Annotated in this window: 18 protein-coding genes; 9 read left to right on the top strand and 9 right to left on the bottom strand. The window is 73.1% G+C overall.

Going from position 1 to position 14,779, the window contains the following annotated elements:
- Window positions 1–46: 46 nt before the first annotated feature.
- Together ACIA6C_RS18165 and ACIA6C_RS18160 are read left to right on the top strand one after the other, a co-directional pair.
- A complete protein-coding gene (locus ACIA6C_RS18165; protein WP_361126655.1) occupies window positions 47–238 on the top strand; it encodes an antitoxin in 192 nt (63 codons plus the stop codon).
- Window positions 239–327: 89 nt separating this feature from the next.
- On the top strand, window positions 328–1,527 hold the full coding sequence (locus ACIA6C_RS18160) for a glycosyltransferase 87 family protein (protein WP_399276947.1): 1,200 nt from the start codon (window positions 328–330) through the stop codon (window positions 1,525–1,527).
- A 22-nt stretch (window positions 1,528–1,549) separates the two neighbouring features.
- Here ACIA6C_RS18160 and ACIA6C_RS18155 read toward each other — a convergent pair whose 3' ends face one another.
- A complete protein-coding gene (locus ACIA6C_RS18155) occupies window positions 1,550–1,873 on the bottom strand; it encodes a nuclear transport factor 2 family protein (RefSeq protein WP_361126649.1) in 324 nt (107 codons plus the stop codon).
- Between the two features lie 115 nt (window positions 1,874–1,988).
- Between ACIA6C_RS18155 and ACIA6C_RS18150 the strand changes: the two genes are divergently transcribed.
- Window positions 1,989–2,969 carry a TAXI family TRAP transporter solute-binding subunit gene (locus tag ACIA6C_RS18150; RefSeq protein ID WP_399276945.1) on the top strand — a complete coding sequence of 327 codons (981 nt, stop codon included), beginning with the start codon at window positions 1,989–1,991 and terminating at the stop codon, window positions 2,967–2,969.
- Here the strand turns inward: ACIA6C_RS18150 and ACIA6C_RS18145 are convergent.
- From ACIA6C_RS18145 to ACIA6C_RS18135, 3 genes are all read right to left on the bottom strand, one after another.
- The gene (locus ACIA6C_RS18145) at window positions 2,948–4,363 is read right to left on the bottom strand and encodes an ATP-binding protein (RefSeq protein ID WP_399276943.1); all 1,416 of its coding nucleotides are present in this window, start codon (window positions 4,361–4,363) and stop codon (window positions 2,948–2,950) included. The genes ACIA6C_RS18150 and ACIA6C_RS18145 overlap by 22 nt on opposite strands.
- The gene (locus tag ACIA6C_RS18140) at window positions 4,360–5,073 is read right to left on the bottom strand and encodes a response regulator transcription factor (RefSeq protein ID WP_399276941.1); all 714 of its coding nucleotides are present in this window, start codon (window positions 5,071–5,073) and stop codon (window positions 4,360–4,362) included. The genes ACIA6C_RS18145 and ACIA6C_RS18140 overlap by 4 nt, the downstream gene beginning before the upstream one ends.
- Before the next feature lie 72 nt (window positions 5,074–5,145).
- Entirely contained in the window at window positions 5,146–6,516 is a 1,371-nt protein-coding gene (locus ACIA6C_RS18135; RefSeq protein WP_399276939.1) for an MFS transporter, read from the bottom strand.
- A gap of 223 nt (window positions 6,517–6,739) precedes the next feature.
- Here ACIA6C_RS18135 and ACIA6C_RS18130 point away from each other — a divergent pair, with 223 nt between their 5' ends.
- Window positions 6,740–6,964, top strand: a complete 225-nt coding sequence (locus ACIA6C_RS18130) for a hypothetical protein (RefSeq protein WP_361126634.1) — start codon at window positions 6,740–6,742, stop codon at window positions 6,962–6,964.
- A 4-nt stretch (window positions 6,965–6,968) separates the two neighbouring features.
- Here the strand turns inward: ACIA6C_RS18130 and ACIA6C_RS18125 are convergent, their stop codons facing one another.
- Both ACIA6C_RS18125 and ACIA6C_RS18120 read right to left on the bottom strand, forming a co-directional pair.
- Entirely contained in the window at window positions 6,969–8,210 is a 1,242-nt protein-coding gene (locus ACIA6C_RS18125) for an MFS transporter (protein WP_399276937.1), read from the bottom strand.
- Window positions 8,211–8,233: 23 nt separating this feature from the next.
- Entirely contained in the window at window positions 8,234–8,749 is a 516-nt protein-coding gene (locus ACIA6C_RS18120) for a GNAT family N-acetyltransferase (protein ID WP_399276935.1), read from the bottom strand.
- A 163-nt stretch (window positions 8,750–8,912) separates the two neighbouring features.
- On the opposite strand from ACIA6C_RS18120, the gene ACIA6C_RS18115 reads away from it, so the two are divergent.
- The 3 genes from ACIA6C_RS18115 to ACIA6C_RS18105 all read left to right on the top strand — a co-directional run bounded on the left by ACIA6C_RS18115 (window position 8,913) and on the right by ACIA6C_RS18105 (window position 10,719).
- On the top strand, window positions 8,913–9,323 hold the full coding sequence (locus ACIA6C_RS18115; RefSeq protein WP_399276933.1) for a rodlin: 411 nt from the start codon (window positions 8,913–8,915) through the stop codon (window positions 9,321–9,323).
- Window positions 9,324–9,529: 206 nt separating this feature from the next.
- Window positions 9,530–10,135 (top strand): GNAT family N-acetyltransferase, encoded by a 606-nt coding sequence (locus tag ACIA6C_RS18110; protein ID WP_399276931.1) that lies wholly within the window; start codon window positions 9,530–9,532, stop codon window positions 10,133–10,135.
- 17 nt (window positions 10,136–10,152) lie between these two features.
- Entirely contained in the window at window positions 10,153–10,719 is a 567-nt protein-coding gene (locus tag ACIA6C_RS18105; protein ID WP_399276929.1) for a DUF6817 domain-containing protein, read from the top strand.
- 12 nt (window positions 10,720–10,731) lie between these two features.
- On the opposite strand, the gene ACIA6C_RS18100 is transcribed toward ACIA6C_RS18105, so the two are convergent.
- On the bottom strand, window positions 10,732–11,223 hold the full coding sequence (locus ACIA6C_RS18100) for a flavin reductase family protein (protein ID WP_399276927.1): 492 nt from the start codon (window positions 11,221–11,223) through the stop codon (window positions 10,732–10,734).
- A gap of 383 nt (window positions 11,224–11,606) precedes the next feature.
- On the opposite strand from ACIA6C_RS18100, the gene ACIA6C_RS18095 reads away from it, so the two are divergent.
- A complete protein-coding gene (locus ACIA6C_RS18095) occupies window positions 11,607–11,810 on the top strand; it encodes a hypothetical protein (RefSeq protein WP_399276925.1) in 204 nt (67 codons plus the stop codon).
- A 106-nt stretch (window positions 11,811–11,916) separates the two neighbouring features.
- Here the strand turns inward: ACIA6C_RS18095 and ACIA6C_RS18090 are convergent, their stop codons facing one another.
- Both ACIA6C_RS18090 and ACIA6C_RS18085 read right to left on the bottom strand, forming a co-directional pair.
- Window positions 11,917–12,666: a ZIP family metal transporter gene (locus ACIA6C_RS18090; protein ID WP_399276923.1), complete on the bottom strand. Its 750-nt coding sequence runs from the start codon at window positions 12,664–12,666 to the stop codon at window positions 11,917–11,919.
- A gap of 86 nt (window positions 12,667–12,752) precedes the next feature.
- Entirely contained in the window at window positions 12,753–13,436 is a 684-nt protein-coding gene (locus ACIA6C_RS18085) for a DUF4230 domain-containing protein (RefSeq protein WP_399276921.1), read from the bottom strand.
- A gap of 176 nt (window positions 13,437–13,612) precedes the next feature.
- Here ACIA6C_RS18085 and ACIA6C_RS18080 point away from each other — a divergent pair, with 176 nt between their 5' ends.
- Window positions 13,613–14,770: an aromatic acid exporter family protein gene (locus ACIA6C_RS18080; protein WP_399276919.1), complete on the top strand. Its 1,158-nt coding sequence runs from the start codon at window positions 13,613–13,615 to the stop codon at window positions 14,768–14,770.
- The last annotated feature ends 9 nt before the right edge of the window (window positions 14,771–14,779 follow it).

The raw sequence follows: 14,779 nt of genomic DNA, 5'->3' as shown, positions 1-14,779 counted from the left end.
GGGATCATCCTGGGAGCGCTGGACCACGAAGCGAAGGAGATCGGCCATGTCCATGATGGACAAGCTCAAGCAGATGCTCAAGGGACACGAGAAGCAGGCCGGCCAGGGCATCGACAAGGCCGGGGACTACGTGGACGGGAAGACCGAGGGCAAGTACCGCACGCAGACCGACATGGCGCAGGAGCAGCTCAAGCGGCGCCTGGGGCCGGACGAGCCGCCTCCGCCGCCCGCGCGGTAGGCGCGGGCCCGCGGTAGCCGAGCGGCCGCCCGCGCCGGTGTGGTTCACGGTGCGGGTGTGCCGGCGGCGGACGCGGGATGATGGCCGGCATGACGAGTTGGCTGACGCGCCACGCCACGCTGATCGTGGCGTGCTCAGCGGTCGCGCACCTGACGGTCGCCTTCTTCGCGGCCGACATGTTCGATCTCAGGGTCTACCGTGAGGGAGCGCCCGGCGTACTGACCGGCCACCTCTACGACTTCCGGCTGGCCCGCCCCGATCCGGGGGGCCTGCCGCTGCCCTTCACCTACCCGCCCTTCGCGGCCCTGGTGTTCCTGCCCCTGGCCCACGTGCCGTGGTGGCTGGCCCAGGTGCTGTGGCAGGTGCTGTCGCTCGCCGCCACGACGTACCTCGTCCGCGGCTCGTTCGCGCTGCTGCGTCCGGACCGGACGGTCGAGCCGGCCCGTGTCTTCCTGTGGTCGGCGGCCGTGCTGTGGCTGGAGCCCGTATCGCACGGGCTCGCGCTCGGCCAGGTCAGCCTGCCGCTCGCCGCGCTGTCCTTGGCCGCCGCGCTCCGGCCGGGCCCGATCGCGGCCGGTACGGGTATCGGTCTCGCCGCCGGCATCAAACTGACGCCGGCGGGCGGCGTCCTGTACCTGCTGGCGGCGGGACGGCGTCGGGCCGCCGGGTGGGCGGTCGGCGCTTTCGCGGCGACGGTCGTCCTGGCCGCTCTCGTGGCCCCGGCGGAATCCTGGCGGTACTGGTGGCACCTGCTCGGGGACAGCGGGCGCATCGGACCGCTCGCTTCGGTGGAGAACCAGTCGCTGCGCGGCTGCCTGGCCCGCTTCCTCGGGTATGACGGCGGTGTCGGGGGCGTGTGGTGGCCGGCGGTGGTGCTCCTCGCGGCCACCGCGACGGCCTGCGCGCTCCGCGCCGCGGTGCTGCGGGGGGACCGGCTGGCCATACTGCTGGCCGCGCAGTTCTTCGTCCTGCTGGCGAGCCCGGTCTCCTGGAGCCACCACTGGGTGTGGGTGGTTCCGGCGCTGGTCTGGCTGCGGCACGGCCCCCTCCGCCGACGGCGCCTCAGCAGGGCGGCCGCCGCGGCATGGGGGATGACGGCCGGGACCTGGGTGGTCCCGGCCCTGCACGCGGTGGCCCCGGCGGGCAGCGCCGTGCCCTGGCCCGCCGCGGTCGGCGCCTGCGCGTACCCGCTGGCGGCCGCCCTCACCCTGGCGGCCGTCGCCTCTTCGCCCCGGGCCGAACCGGCTCCGGTCCGGGTGGTGGCCGGTGTCGCCTCCGGAAGCCGCTGACCGCGCGCCGTTCCGAGCGCCGTCAGGCCTGTCCGGTCTCGAACCGGGCCACCTTGCCGCCCTCCACGGTGAAGCGCCATGCCGTGCGCATGCTGCCCCAGGTGTCGTTGCGGAACTCCGCCACCAGGCCGAGGCCGTCGTGGGTCTGGGTCTCCACGTCCATGTGGCCTCCGGAGGCGAAGATCTCCCGCTCCGTCCAATCGGCGAGTTCGCGGTCGCTGCCGTCGTCGGACATGGTGGCGCCCGGCACCAGGGTCTCGGCGAACGCCTGCCGGTCCCCGGCGTTCAGCGCGGTGACGAAGGCCCGCACCGCCGGTTCGGTCAACTGGTCGGGATGGAGGGACATGGCTCGCTCCGTGGCTGTCGGGGGTGGACTCCGCATCCGATACTGGACCCCGCGGCGCCGTGTTTCGAGGTCCTCGGCGCGTGTCGGCGTTCCGCGCACTGGCTAGGCTCTTGACGTGAGCAGCGCGAAATTGACCCGTCGACGGGCGTTGGGAGCCGGGCTCGGCGCCCTCGCCTCAGCCATGGCGGGCGCCTGCACGGCGTGCTCGCGCAACTCCGGTCCGGCGCGGCGGCTGCTGCTCGCGACGGGGCCGGAGGGAGGTCCGTACAACGCGTTCGGCACGGCCCTCGCGCAGGCCGTCGGGGCGAGCGGCAGCCGCCTGCGGATCGTTCCCGTGAGCACCTCGGCGAGCGTGGACAACCTGCACGAGCTCGACGCCGGCTCCGTCGATCTGGCGCTGGCCATGGCGGACGTGGCCGAGGACGCGGCGCTGGGGCGCGAGCCGTTCGCCCGCCCCGCCGCGGTGACGGCGCTGGCGCGGGTCTACGTGAACTACACCCACCTGCTCGCCCCGTCGGACGGGCCGGTGCGTTCGGTGGGGGACCTGGCGGGGCGTCCGGTCGCGGCGGGCGCCGCGGGTTCGGGCGTACAGGTGGTGGCGGGGCGCGTCCTGCGCGAAGCGGGGCTGGCCGACGGCCCCTCCCCCGCACGCGTGCGGCAGCTGGGTCTCGCCGAGTCGGCGCGGGCACTGCGCGAGGGCGCGGTCGACGCGCTGTTCTGGTCCGGAGGCGTCCCCACCCCGGCGCTGACGGCGCTGTCGCGCGGACTCGGCCTGCGGTTCGTACCGCTGGACGGGTACGTGGGGCCGCTCCGGGAGCGCTACGGCCCGGTGTACACGGCCGTGACCATCCCGGCCGGGGCGTACGGTCTCGCGGAGCCCGTGGGTACCCTCGGGGTCGCCAACTACCTCCTGGCCCGCACCGACGTACCGCAGGCGGCGGTGCGCGAGCTGCTGACGGTGGTGTTCGCCCAGTGGGGCGACCTGCTGCGGGAGGTGACGGCGGGAGCCCGGCTCGAACCCCGGTTCGCCATCTCGACCGGCCGCGTACCGCTGCACGGGGGTGCGGTCGCCTACTACCGGTCCGTGTACGGCTGAGCGGGTCGGGGCAGGGGCTGCGCGGGCGGGAGCCGCAGCTCGAAGGCCAGGCCGCGTGGTGTGTTGGCGGTGACGTCGAGGCGGCCGCCGCTGATGCGGGCGATCTCGTCGGCGATGGCCAGCCCCAGCCCGGTGCCGGGGACGTTCTGGTGCTCGGACGCGCGGCCGAAGCGCCTCAGCAGCACGCCGAGTTGGTCGGGCGGGACTCCTGGACCGTCGTCCGTGACCCGGACCACGATCTGCCCGTCCGCCGGGTCCCGCGCGGCGCGCACGGCCACGCCGCCGTCGGGGGGAACGAACTTGACGGCGTTGTCGAGGAGGGCGTCCAGGATGCGGCCCGTGGCGTCGGGCAGGGCCGTGGCCCGCAGGCCCTCGGGCATGCCGGACGCGGTCAGCTGTAGTCCGGCGGCGTGGAACACGGGGGTCCAGGCCGTCACCCGTTCCCGTACGGCCCGTGACACGTCCTGCTCGCCCAGCTCGGCGGTGCCCGACTCCACCCGCGCCATCGCCAGCAGGCCGTCGAGCAGCTCCTCCAGCCGTTCCGCCTCGTCCAGTGCGCGGGCGTGCTCGGCGCGGCCCGGGCCGGGGGCGATGTGCGGCTCGACGTTCTCCAGTTGGAGCACCAGGGTGGCGAGCGGATTGCGCAGCTGGTGGGAGGCGTCGGCGACGAAGTCGCGCTGGCGGCCGATGGCGTCGGCCATGGCCTGCGCCATGGTGTTGAAGTGCTGTCGCAGGCGGCGCAGTTCGGGCGGCCCGGTGTAGGAGACGGCCCGCGCCTGGAGGCGTCCGGCGGTCAGCCCTTCCACCGCCCGGTCCAGGTCGAGGACGGGGCGCATCAGCCAGCGTGCGGTTCCCGCCGCGACGAGGGCGGCCGCCGCGAAGGCGGCGAGCGCCCCGGCGGCGATCAGCGACCAGCGGACCGTCACGTCCCGGCGGGCCGCGGCCGTGGGTACGGACAGCAGGACCGCCCCGCTGACCCGCTCGTCGCGGCCCACCGGCTCGGCGACGACGACCTTTGCCGGGCCCCACGGGCGAAGGGTGGGCAGCCGGTCGGTGGAGCGGCCGGTGAGGGCCCGGCGGCGGGCGTCCGCCGTCTCGGTGGAGGCCGGGGAGTCGGGTCCCGACCGTGCGAGCGTCCCTCCCGCCGTGTCCACGACGACCACCCCGGCGCCGTACAGCTGGGCGTAGCGGCTGATCTCGGCGGACAGTTCCGCCCGGTCGGCGCCGGTGCGCATCCGGTCGGCGAGGTCGGCGAACCGCACCGCTTCCGAACGCCGTTGCAGGAGCAGGTGCTCGGTCCGTCCCCGCGCGTAGGCGTCGGCGAGGGGCACGCAGAGCAACAGCGCGGCGGCGCCCATGAGCACCATCAGCACGGCCAGGAGCCGACGCCTCATGGCTCGCCGTCCCCTTCGTCCTCCGCGGCGGGGGAACCGAGTTGGTATCCGAAGCCGCGGACGGTGCGCACGAGTGCGGAGCGGCCCGTCTTGGCGCGGATCCCGGCGACGTGGACGTCCAGTGACCGTGAGGCGCCGAGGAAGGCGTCCCCCCAGATCCGGTCGAGGATCTCCTCGCGGGAGTGCACTTCGTCCGGGCGGGCGGCCAGGAAGGCGAGTACGTCGAACTCCCTTCGGGTCAGCCTGACGTGTCGGCCGGCCACCGTGACCGTGCGGCCCGCGAGGTCGACCTCGACGTCGCCGGTGCGCACCGGCCGGCCGCCGGCGCCGGCCGGGGCCGCCGAACGGCCCGAGGGGGAACCCGTCCTGCGGCGCACGGTGTCGATGCGGGCGATCAGCTCGGCCATCCGGAACGGCTTGACGACGTAGTCGTCGGCGCCGGCCCGCAGCCCCTGCACGACGTCCCGTTCCTCGCAGCGCGCGGTCACGACGATCAGCGGCGCGTCGCAGACGGTACGCAGCCGCCGCAGCAGCTCCAGGCCGTCCAGGTCGGGCAGGTGGAGGTCGAGGAGGACGAAGTCGGCTTCGTGTACGTACCGCAGTGCGTCCAGGGCGCGGGCCGCCCGGCGGACCGTGTGCCCGCGCTGGGCGAGTGCGGTGCCGAGGGCCTGGGCCATGCGGTCGTCGTCCTCGACGAGAAGGGCGTGCACCGGCAGTCCTCCTCGTCGTGCGCGGACCGGGGGGGCGGGCCCCCGCCCGACCGGTCGGCCCGGTGCAGCAGCTTACGTGAACTGCCGCACCGGGCCGTCGGTCTCTGCCTCCGCCTCCGCCTCGGCGCGGCTGAGCGCGGCGTTGCGGGTGTCGGGCATCAGGACGTAGGTGACGAGGGAGACGAGCGCGCAGCCGGAGACGTACCAGAAGAACATCTTCTCGTGGCCGCTGTCCTTGAACCACAGCGCCACGTACTCGGCCGTGCCGCCGAAGAGCGCGTTGGCGATCGCGTAGGGCAGCGCCACGCCCAGGGCGCGCACCCGGGTCGGGAACAGCTCCGCCTTCACGGCCGCGTTGATGGAGGTGTAGCCGGTGACGATGACCAGCGCCAGCAGGGACAGACCCAGCGCGGACCAGTAGGAGGACGCGGACCCGAGGGCGGTCATGATCGGGTACGTGCCGACGGTGCAGCCCACGGCGAACGTGATCAGCAGCGGGCGGCGGCCGATCCGGTCGGACAGCATCCCGGCGAAGGGCTGGAGCACGGCGAAGAGCGCCAGGGCGGTGAAACTGACCAGGGTGGCGGTCGTCTTCTCCATGCCGGCGCTGCCGACCAGGTACTTGGTCAGGTAGGTGGTGTACGTGTAGTAGGCCACGGTTCCGCCGAGCGTGAGGGCCATGACCAGACCGGCCTGCCGCTTGTACTGCCACAGCGCCTTGAGCGTGCCGCGTGCGCTGTCGTCGTGATCCTCGGCGCCCGCCGACTCTTCCCGGAAGGCGTCGGTCTCCTGGAGCCGCCTTCGCAGCCAGAAGACGACCACCGCGAACAGGGCCCCGAAGACGAACGGGACGCGCCAGCCCCAGTCGTGGAGCTGGGCGGTGGTGAGCGTGTGCTGGAGGGTGATGAGGATGCCCAGGCCCAGCAGCTGGCCGCAGGTCATCGACACGTACTGGAAGGAGGAGCCGAGGCCCCGCCGGTCGCGCGCGGAGGCCTCGGTGAGGTACGTGGCGCTGGCCGCGTACTCCCCGCCGATGCTCATCCCCTGCAGCAGGCGGGCGAGGAGCAGGACGAGGGCGCCCGCGTAGCCGGCCTGTCCGTACGTCGGGGCGACGGCGATGAGGAGGGCCGCCCCGGACATCATGGCGACGGTGAGGGTGAGGGCGCTCTTGCGACCGTGCCGGTCGGCGGCCCGGCCGAGGATCCAGCCGCCGACGGGGCGCATCAGGAAGCCGACCGCGAAGATGCCGGCCGTGTTCATCAGCTGGGTGGTCGGGTTGTCGCCGGGGAAGAACGAGTCGGCGAAGTAGATGGCGAAACTGGCGTAGACGAACCAGTCGTACCACTCCACGAGGTTGCCGAGGGACCCGCCGACGAGGGCGAGGCGGCGCTGCTTGCGGGCGTCCCCGGGTGGCGCCGGGGGCAGGACGGCGGACGAAGACATGGCGGCTCCAGACGGAAGTCCCCGAGGGGAGGGGGCGAAGGAGAACGACCCCCGACAGTGGGGAAGTGACCAGAGCATGCGTCGGCCCGCGCACCGGGACAAGCGACGGCGCGCAGATCTAACGTCCCGCTAAGAAAGCCGTGGGGCCGGCGATCCGCCCGGCGGCCGGGGCAGCGGGCGGGGCCGGGGCCGGGGCCGGCAACGCCGTACGTACACTCGCCTGATGACAGACATGCGGTGCACTTTCTGCGGTGCCGGCGACCTGGAACCGGGGTTCGCCGAGGACGCCGGGCAGTCCGCTCCCGGGTACACCCGGTGGATAGCGGGGCCACTGGAACGGGGGCTGTTCGGCGGGGCGAAGCTGATGGGCCGACCCCGCCGCCAGATCGACGCCTGGCGTTGCCGCACGTGCGGCCATCTGGAGCTGTTCGCGACGAACCCCTGCTGAGCCGTCACACCGCGACGGCCTCGGGAACCTCTGCGGCGACCCGCCGCCTCATCGACCGTACGCTCGGGGCGAGGAGGAGGACGAGGGTGGCCAGTGTCATCACGGCGGCGCTGACGAGGAGGACGGACGTCGGCCCCAGGGAGGCCGCCGTGGCGCCCACGGCGAGGTAGCCGAGCGGCACCGCCATGAGTTCGCCGGTCGAGCTGAGCGAACTCACCCGGCCCAGCACCTCGGAGGGCAACTGCTCCTGCATCGCGGTGTGCCAGCAGACGACGGCGACGTCGAGGGCGGCGCCGGCCAGCACCGCGCTGGACGCCAGGACGAGGAGCGGGGCGTCGGCGGCGAGGGCGAGCAGCGGCAGGGCCAGCGGCAGGTTCGCGCAGACGCACACGACCATGATCCGGGACGGCTTCCACTTGAGGGATATGAACCCCCCGCCGAACAGGCCGACGGCGAAGGCTCCCTGAACGGTCCCCCACGTGGCCGCGCCCAGATCCCGGTCGTGGGTCACCACGGGCCCCAGGAGCTGGTAGCCGCCGAGCCACAGGGCGACGACGACGGTTCCGGAGAGGACGTACGACCAGAGCCAGAACCGGCCGGAGAATTCGGCCCATCCTTCCCTGAAATCCCGTAGTACCGAGTATTTCCGCTTTTCCGGCGTCGAAATGGCGAGGCGGCTCACCAGGGCCGCCGCCATGGCGAAGCTGGCGGCGTCCCAGGCCAAGGTCCATTCCGGCCCCACCAGGGCGACCAGCAGGCCACCGAGGGCCGGCGCGGCGATTTTCACCGCATTGACCGGAAGCCGCATGAGGGCGTTCGCTTCCTGGATCTGATCCGCTTCGACGAGGTCGGGGAGGAGGCTGTTCATCGCGGGCTGCGTGAGCGCCGACGCACCGCCGGCGAGGGCGGCGAAGGCGGCGACCCGCGTCACATCGGCCGTTCCCGAGGCCACGAGCAGGGCGATTACGCCCTGGGTGAGGGCCGGTACGAGGTTTCCGAGCACGATGACGCGCCGCTTCGACAGCCGGTCGGCGATCACGCCTCCCACGAGCAGCATGACCAGTTGCGGGACGGTACTGCCGGCCAGGACGATCGCGAGCGAATTCGGCCGGCCGTCGAATCCGAGCACCGCGAAGGCCAGGGCGACGGGCGCCATTGCCGAGCCGCTCATCGAGATGATCCGTGCCAGGACGAATAAACGGAACGGCTTGTGCCGCAGTACGGAGAGGGAAGATCGGGAAGCCACCCGGCGCACAGTACTACCGCGGCTCAGGGCAGCGGACGCCGGTAGCGGAGCTCGGTGAGGCTGACGTCGCCGTAGTCGTCTTCCTGGGCCGCGCCGTCGGCCCGGTAGCCGGCGCGTGCGTAGAAACGCCTGGCCTGCCGGTTGCCGGCGAGGACCCACAGGGCCAGGGCCTCGAACCGCCGCGCCTTCATGCGCGCGTGGACCGTGCCGAGCAGGGCGCGGCCGACCCCGCTGCCGATGCGGTCGGGCCGGACGTAGAGGGCGTAGACCTCCCCGGTCCGGGCCTCGGCGGACCCTCGGTACGGACCGCAGCTGATCCAGCCCACGAGCGCGCCGTCCGCGTCGAGGGCGACGAGTTCCGTCGACTTCCGCAGCGGATCGGTGAGCCACGCCCGGCGCCGTCGCGCGTCGTCCTCGACCGTCATCGCGTCCAGGTACGCCTGGGGGACGATCCCGGCGTACGCGGACTGCCAGCCCCTCACCCGGACCGCCGAGACGGCGTCGACGTCGGCTTCGCACATCTCCCGAACCTCAACCATCACGTCACCCTAGGCACATGCGGACATCGGCCCAACCCCTTTTGCGGGGCAGGTGCACGCGCGATCGGGTGACATGCCGCCACATCGGTGGCCACTGTCGCGTTAGGCAGGGCGACTTCCCCGTCAGGGGGCCTTTTCCGCTCAAACTAAGGAATGCGCGAGAATGCTGAAGAACATGATGATCACCGCAGCAGCCACCGCCGCCGCGATCGGCGCGGGCGCTGCCGTCGCCGCGCCGGCCATGGCCATCGGCAACGACAACGGGGTCAACACCGTCAACGGCAACGGCGCCGCGCAGATCTACGGCAACCAGAAGACCGAGGGCGCCATGAGCCCGCAGCTGAGCCTGGTCCAGGGCACGCTGAACAAGCCCTGCGTCGGCCTGCCGGTCAAGGTCAACGCCCAGTCCCTGGTGGCCCTGGTCAACGTCGGTGTCCAGGACATCAACGTCCTGTCCAACCCGCAGAACCAGCAGTGCACCGAGAACTCCACCCAGGCCAAGGGCGACGAGTCGCTGTCGCACATCCTGGACAACATCCCGGTCCTCTCCGGCAACCTGTCCGCCAACAGCTGACCTGCCGCTCCACCGGGAGCGGGCCGGCCGTGGGCGTCCCGCACGAACACCACGACCGGCCCGGCCGGCCGACTGCTCGGCGTGACCCATGGTCGGCACGCATGAAGAACGGCCCCGGTCTCCGCGAGGAGGCCGGGGCTTCGCCCTGACCGCACGGCGCGAACGCCGGGGTGGTGGCCGCCGCCGCGCTTCGGCATGATGCTCTGATGATCGCTTCGACGGCCCCCGTGGTCCCACCCGGCAGGATGAGCGGCGGGGGGCAGCCGTCCTTCCGCCTCGCGAGTGGCTTCGTGTTGCGTCCGTGGCAGCCCGATGACGCCGACGTACTGGTGGCCTCCTGCCGCGATCCCGCGGTCCGGCAGTGGAACCGGCCCGTGGACCTCACGTTGGACGCAGCGATCGAGAAGATCGCCCGCTGGCAGCAGGTCTGGCAGGCCGAGGAAGCCGCGATCTGGGCGGTATGCCGCTGCGCGCAGGCGCGGCCCGTGGGGCTGATCGGGCTGGCCGATGTGGACCTGCGGGGTGGTGACGCCGAGTTCCTGTACTGGCTGCTGCCGGACGGGCGGGGGCACGGGGTCATGGTCGACGCGACGGTCCGGATCAGCCGGTGGGCCGTGGACGAACTGGGCCTGCACCGCCTGCGGATCACGCATTCCGTTGCCAACCCCGCGTCCTGCAGGGTCGCGACGAGGGCGGGATTCCCGCTGGAGGGAGTGATGCGCAGCGCCCTGCTGCACGCCGACGGGTGGCACGACGAGCACCTCCACGCACGCGTCCAGGGCGACCCCTGGCCGTCCGACGACCCCGCATAGCCTGAGGTGTGGTTCAGATGCCGCCGCTTCCCGCAGACCCCGTATCCGCCGCCCTCCGGCTCCTGGACGACCTCGGGGCCTCGGCCACCCCGCATCCCGGCGGCACCCTCGGCGCGCACCTGCAACGGGTTCAGCAGCAGCTGGAGCACTGGGCGGCCCGGCCGGCACTGCAACTCGCCGGACTGTGCCATGCGTTCTACGGCACGGACGGGTTCGCCACCGCTCCCCTGCCCCTCGCGGAGCGCTCCCGGCTCAGGGAACTGATCGGCGCCGAAGCCGAGGCCATCGTGTACCTCTACGCGAGCTGTGACCGCGGCGCCACCTACCCGGCCCTCGCCGACGCCGACGCGGTGTTCCGGGACCGGTTCACCGGCCGCACCTTCGTCCCCACGCTCCGCTCCCGCGAGGACTTCGCCGAGCTCTCGGCCGCCAACGAGCTGGACATCGCCCGCGTCGACGCGGGCTTCCGCGAGAGGTCGGGAGCACACCTGCTGGCGTTCTTCGCCCGGCTCCGGCCGCTGCTCAGCCCTCAGGCATGGCAGGACTGCGCGGCCGTACTCGGTCCGCCGCGGGCCCACCGCTGAGAGGGGCCCGCGTCAGGCCGGGTGGCCCGGCTCGAAGTCCTTCACGTCGCTGAACCGCAGCAGCGCGGGCGTCCCCTGGACCGGCGGGGACTGCTCGGCCGGGGCCAGGAGGAAACCGACGTGGTCACCGCCCGGCACGCGCTCCTCGATCCGTCCGACGAACCACGCGCAGGCTTCCGTGAGCACCGGGCTGCCGGCTGCGCTCCTGCGCCAGTCGACCCGCTCGAACTTGTCCACGTGGTCGCCGGTCTCGCTGCCGAACCACCTGGCCAGTTCGCGCTGCTCGCGCCGCAGCACGTGCACGGTGAGGTGGGTGGCCCGGCGGGCGACGCCGAAGGTGTGGTTGGCCGTGGACAGCCACACCATGTAGCGCGCGGGGTGGATCGAGCACTGCGAGGCGAAGCCGACGAGACAGCCAGCCTGCTCGTCGTCCGCCGCGGCCGTGACCACGTACATGGGACCGTCGATCACATCGGTGAACGGGTCCAGGTCCAGCTCCGCCATTCGCAGCTCCTCGTGTCGTCCCGCGCCGGCCCGCCCGGCATGCGGCGGCTACCCAGCGCGCGGGCGTCCAACCGCCGGGCGGTCCGCCAACCGCCTCGCGCTCCCTCCAACAGGTGGAGCGACTCGCGCGTCGGTGACATTGGGCCGAACGGCGGCATGTCGCGCCTTTCGCCGCCGTGGACGCGGCGTCCGGTGCGGCCACGGGCACCGGCGGCTCGGGACTGCGGGTGCCGGGTGCGCCAAGGGCAGTTCCCGCTCGCGCAACCGGATCGGCGTCCGCCCCCGCAGGCCGCTCGTCCATCCGACGCAGGGCGTGTTTCCGGGGACGCGGCAGGGGTGATTTCTGATGAGCACACCAACCCCTCGCTACCCAAGGAGTAGCCATGCGCATTCGCGCCGCAGTCACCACCCTCACCCTTGCCGCCACCATGGTCCTCGGAGGCGCCGCCACGGCACTCGCCCACGGCGACGACGACCACAACAGCGGCTCGGCGCATCACGGCGCCTGCAACCTGGCGGGCGGCGTCCACAACGGCAACCCGGGCTTCGCGGGCGGCTGCGAGTGGGCGGGCATCGACTGGCGCTGACGGTCGGAGCTCTCGCGTGGCCCGGAGTCCGCTCCGGGCCACGCCCTCGTTCCGACCGGCGCGACACCGCTGCCGGTTCGCGCCGGGGCGGGTCATCGGTCGCGCGTCAGGCGTGGGAGACGACGAAGGCGACCAGGAACCCGAGCACCGTGGTGAGCCCGGTGAGGAGGTGCGCCTCCTCGAACGCCTCCGGGATCATGGTGTCCGCGATCATGGCGAGGATGGCCCCGGCGGCCACCGCGGTGATCGCCGCCATGACGCCGGGGGAAGCACCGCCGAGGAGGCTGTACCCGGCCAGTGCCGCGAGGGCGGAGACCACCGCGATGACCGCCCACAGCGTGAAGACGTACGTGCGGCTGCGCCCCGCCTGCTTCATCCCGGCCGCGCTGGCCATGCCTTCGGGGACGTTGCTGATGAAGACGGCCGCGACCGTGGCGATCCCCACGCTGCCCCCGCCGAGCAGACTGGTGCCGATGACCACCGACTCCGGGATGCCGTCGAGCAGTGCGCCCAGGGCGATGGCGTTGCCCGAGCCGGGCTGTTCCTCCTCCGACGGCTGGCGCCCGCCCGACCGCTTGCGGTGCCGGGCTCCCCGCCGGGCGAGCAGTACGTTCGCCAGGGAGTACACGGCCGCCCCGGCCACGGCCCCGCAGGCCGTGGGCACGACGCCGCCCTGCTCGTACGCCTCGGCCATCAGGTCGAAGGACACCGCGGAGATCAGTACGCCGCTGCCGAAGGCCATGATCAGCGCGATCCACTGGGCCGGAACCCGGAACAGCGTTCCCACCGCCGCGCCCACCAGCAGTGCGGCACCGGCGAACAGTCCCCACCCTCCTGCGACCAGCGCTCCCACCATGACCCGTCCTTTCGCCCCTGCGTCTCACCGCGCCCCTGCCCCGGCGCGCCCGGTCCCACTCCGCAGGGCAGCGACCGAGATCGCGGTCACCCGTAGCTGACGCTCACCTTGCGGTAGCCGAGCGAGCGCAGCAGGCCCTCCAGCATCGCCGTGGTGTTCTGTTCCGCGCGCGCGGCGAGACCGCTGTCGCGCGCCGCCTCGCTGATGTGCTGGACGGCAAGGCGCTGTACGGCCTGTTCGCCGGCCGGATTGTCGGAGAAGAAGTCACCGAGGCGGTCCAGCAGGCCGCGCTGCTTCGACACGGCGTAGGAGCGATCGGGGTCGAGGGAGGCAGGGCCGAGGGTCGCGTGCGGGAGCCGGATCGAGGCCTCGGTCCGGTCGTCGTTCACGGTGACGCTCTTCTCGCCCAAGCCGCCCAGTTCGACGTATCCGCTGACCGCACCCGCGCCGACGTACAGCGTGCGCGTCCCGCGGATGGCGTCCGGCAGGAAGGCCGCGTCCTTCTCCAGGTCGACCACCACCTGGAAGTTGCCGACCGCGCCCTCGTACCGGTGCATGTCCTGGATCGACTTGAGCAGCGCGGGCCCGGAGCGGTCCCGGGTGTCCTCGCCGAAGAGTCCGCCGAGGCCGGGGAGCAGGCCGAAACGGCCCACGACCACGAACAACGCCAGGAGCAGCGCCAGTCCCCCTGCCACCACTGCCCACCACGGCGTCCTGCCCCGGCGCCGCGGGATGACCGGCTGCTCGGGGGTACGCGAAGAGGTCTCCATGCCTTGCATCTACCCCGTGGGGCCGCGTCCACCTCCGCCGGGTGCGACCGGGCGCCCTCAAGTCGGCATTGCCACAGGGCCCTTGACCGACCACCGGTGCGCCTTCGCATGCGGCGCGGCGTCGCGGGCACAAGCGTGCGGTCCCGCCCCGGGGACGCTGTGGAGGTGAGGCCCGTATGGCCGTGACCCGTGGTCCGGCACGACGGATGTACGCGGCGGCGCAGGAAGCCGTCGCGTACGTCCGCAGGAGCTTCGAGTCGCCGGGTACCGAACGTGACGACCTGATCCGGCAGGCGAAGACGGTGGTGGCGGCGATGGTCGCCTGGGCCCTGGCACACCGCCTCCTGCCGCCGACGGTGACGACGTTCGCGCCGTTCACCGCGATCCTCGCCCTCCAGGCCACGCTCTACCGCTCGGTGCGCGAATGCGTGCGCTACCTCGGGGCGATGGTGCTCGGCGCGGCCCTGGCCGCCGGGCTCGCCGCCGGACTGGGCATCCACGCCTGGTCCTTCGGGCTGCTCGCCCTCCTCGCGCTCGTGACCGGGCGCGTACGGCACCTCGGCTCCCAGGGGCTCCAGGTGGCGGTCGTCGGCTTCTTCGCCTTCACTTCCGGTCACGGGCGCATCGACTACATCGGCCACCTCGCCGGCTCGGTCTCCCTCGGCGCGCTCTGCGGACTGTCGGCGCACCTCCTGCTCGCGCCGGCCCGGCACGTGCGCCACCGCCAGCAGGCGGTGGCCGACCTGTACGAGCGGCTGCGGGAGGTCGTCACCGAGCTGGCTGCGGCCGCCGGGACGGACGACGGACCGACCGGGGAGCAGGTCGGGCGGTGGTGGCACGCCTGCGACCGGGTGGCCGCGGACGCGCCGCACGTCCAGGCGTCCGTCGACGCGGAGGCCGAGAACAGCCGCCTCAATCCCCGCCGCCCCGACGGCAGGGACGCGGACGTCCTGCCGCGCGCCCAGGAGGCAGGTCAGGCGGCCGGCCGGAGCGCCGCGCACCTGCGCTCGCTGCTGCGGAGCCTCGCCTACTCCGTGGACAGCGGCCACTACTCGCGTGTGCCGCGCCGCTTCCTGTCGGGGTACGGCGCCCTCCTGAACACGGTCGCCGCGGCGATGGAGGAGGTCGGCCGGCCCGCCCGGACCGACCGGCGGGAACTCGACGCCCTCGTCGAGGAGGGGCTGACCCTCCACGAGGACCTGGAGTACGAGGTGCAGCAGGACACCGCGGTCCCCGCCCCGGTACGGACGCTGTGCGGCGCGCTCCTCACCGACGCGGGCCGCCTGCTCCACGAACTGCGCGGTGCGCTCCCCGAACCCGCCGGTACCCCGTGAGAGGGCATC

The sequence above is a fragment of the Streptomyces sp. NPDC051578 genome, from assembly GCF_044454045.1.
Classification (GTDB): Bacteria; Actinomycetota; Actinomycetes; order Streptomycetales; family Streptomycetaceae; genus Streptomyces.
Note: the sequence above shows the minus strand (reverse complement) of the source record. Positions and strands in the feature narration are given on the sequence as shown.

Coding starts and splice junctions, on each gene's coding strand:
- ACIA6C_RS18165 (WP_361126655.1), top strand. CDS start 47: ATGTCCATGATGGACAAGCTCAAGCAGATGCTCAAGGGACACGAGAAG.
- ACIA6C_RS18115 (WP_399276933.1), top strand. CDS start 8,913: ATGCTGAAGAACATGATGATCACCGCAGCAGCCACCGCCGCCGCGATC.
- ACIA6C_RS18095 (WP_399276925.1), top strand. CDS start 11,607: ATGCGCATTCGCGCCGCAGTCACCACCCTCACCCTTGCCGCCACCATG.
- ACIA6C_RS18160 (WP_399276947.1), top strand. CDS start 328: ATGACGAGTTGGCTGACGCGCCACGCCACGCTGATCGTGGCGTGCTCA.
- ACIA6C_RS18080 (WP_399276919.1), top strand. CDS start 13,613: ATGGCCGTGACCCGTGGTCCGGCACGACGGATGTACGCGGCGGCGCAG.
- ACIA6C_RS18145 (WP_399276943.1), bottom strand. CDS start 4,363: ATGAGGCGTCGGCTCCTGGCCGTGCTGATGGTGCTCATGGGCGCCGCC.
- ACIA6C_RS18105 (WP_399276929.1), top strand. CDS start 10,153: ATGCCGCCGCTTCCCGCAGACCCCGTATCCGCCGCCCTCCGGCTCCTG.
- ACIA6C_RS18120 (WP_399276935.1), bottom strand. CDS start 8,749: ATGGTTGAGGTTCGGGAGATGTGCGAAGCCGACGTCGACGCCGTCTCG.
- ACIA6C_RS18130 (WP_361126634.1), top strand. CDS start 6,740: ATGACAGACATGCGGTGCACTTTCTGCGGTGCCGGCGACCTGGAACCG.
- ACIA6C_RS18090 (WP_399276923.1), bottom strand. CDS start 12,666: ATGGTGGGAGCGCTGGTCGCAGGAGGGTGGGGACTGTTCGCCGGTGCC.
- ACIA6C_RS18100 (WP_399276927.1), bottom strand. CDS start 11,223: ATGGCGGAGCTGGACCTGGACCCGTTCACCGATGTGATCGACGGTCCC.
- ACIA6C_RS18110 (WP_399276931.1), top strand. CDS start 9,530: ATGATCGCTTCGACGGCCCCCGTGGTCCCACCCGGCAGGATGAGCGGC.
- ACIA6C_RS18135 (WP_399276939.1), bottom strand. CDS start 6,516: ATGTCTTCGTCCGCCGTCCTGCCCCCGGCGCCACCCGGGGACGCCCGC.
- ACIA6C_RS18155 (WP_361126649.1), bottom strand. CDS start 1,873: ATGTCCCTCCATCCCGACCAGTTGACCGAACCGGCGGTGCGGGCCTTC.
- ACIA6C_RS18085 (WP_399276921.1), bottom strand. CDS start 13,436: ATGGAGACCTCTTCGCGTACCCCCGAGCAGCCGGTCATCCCGCGGCGC.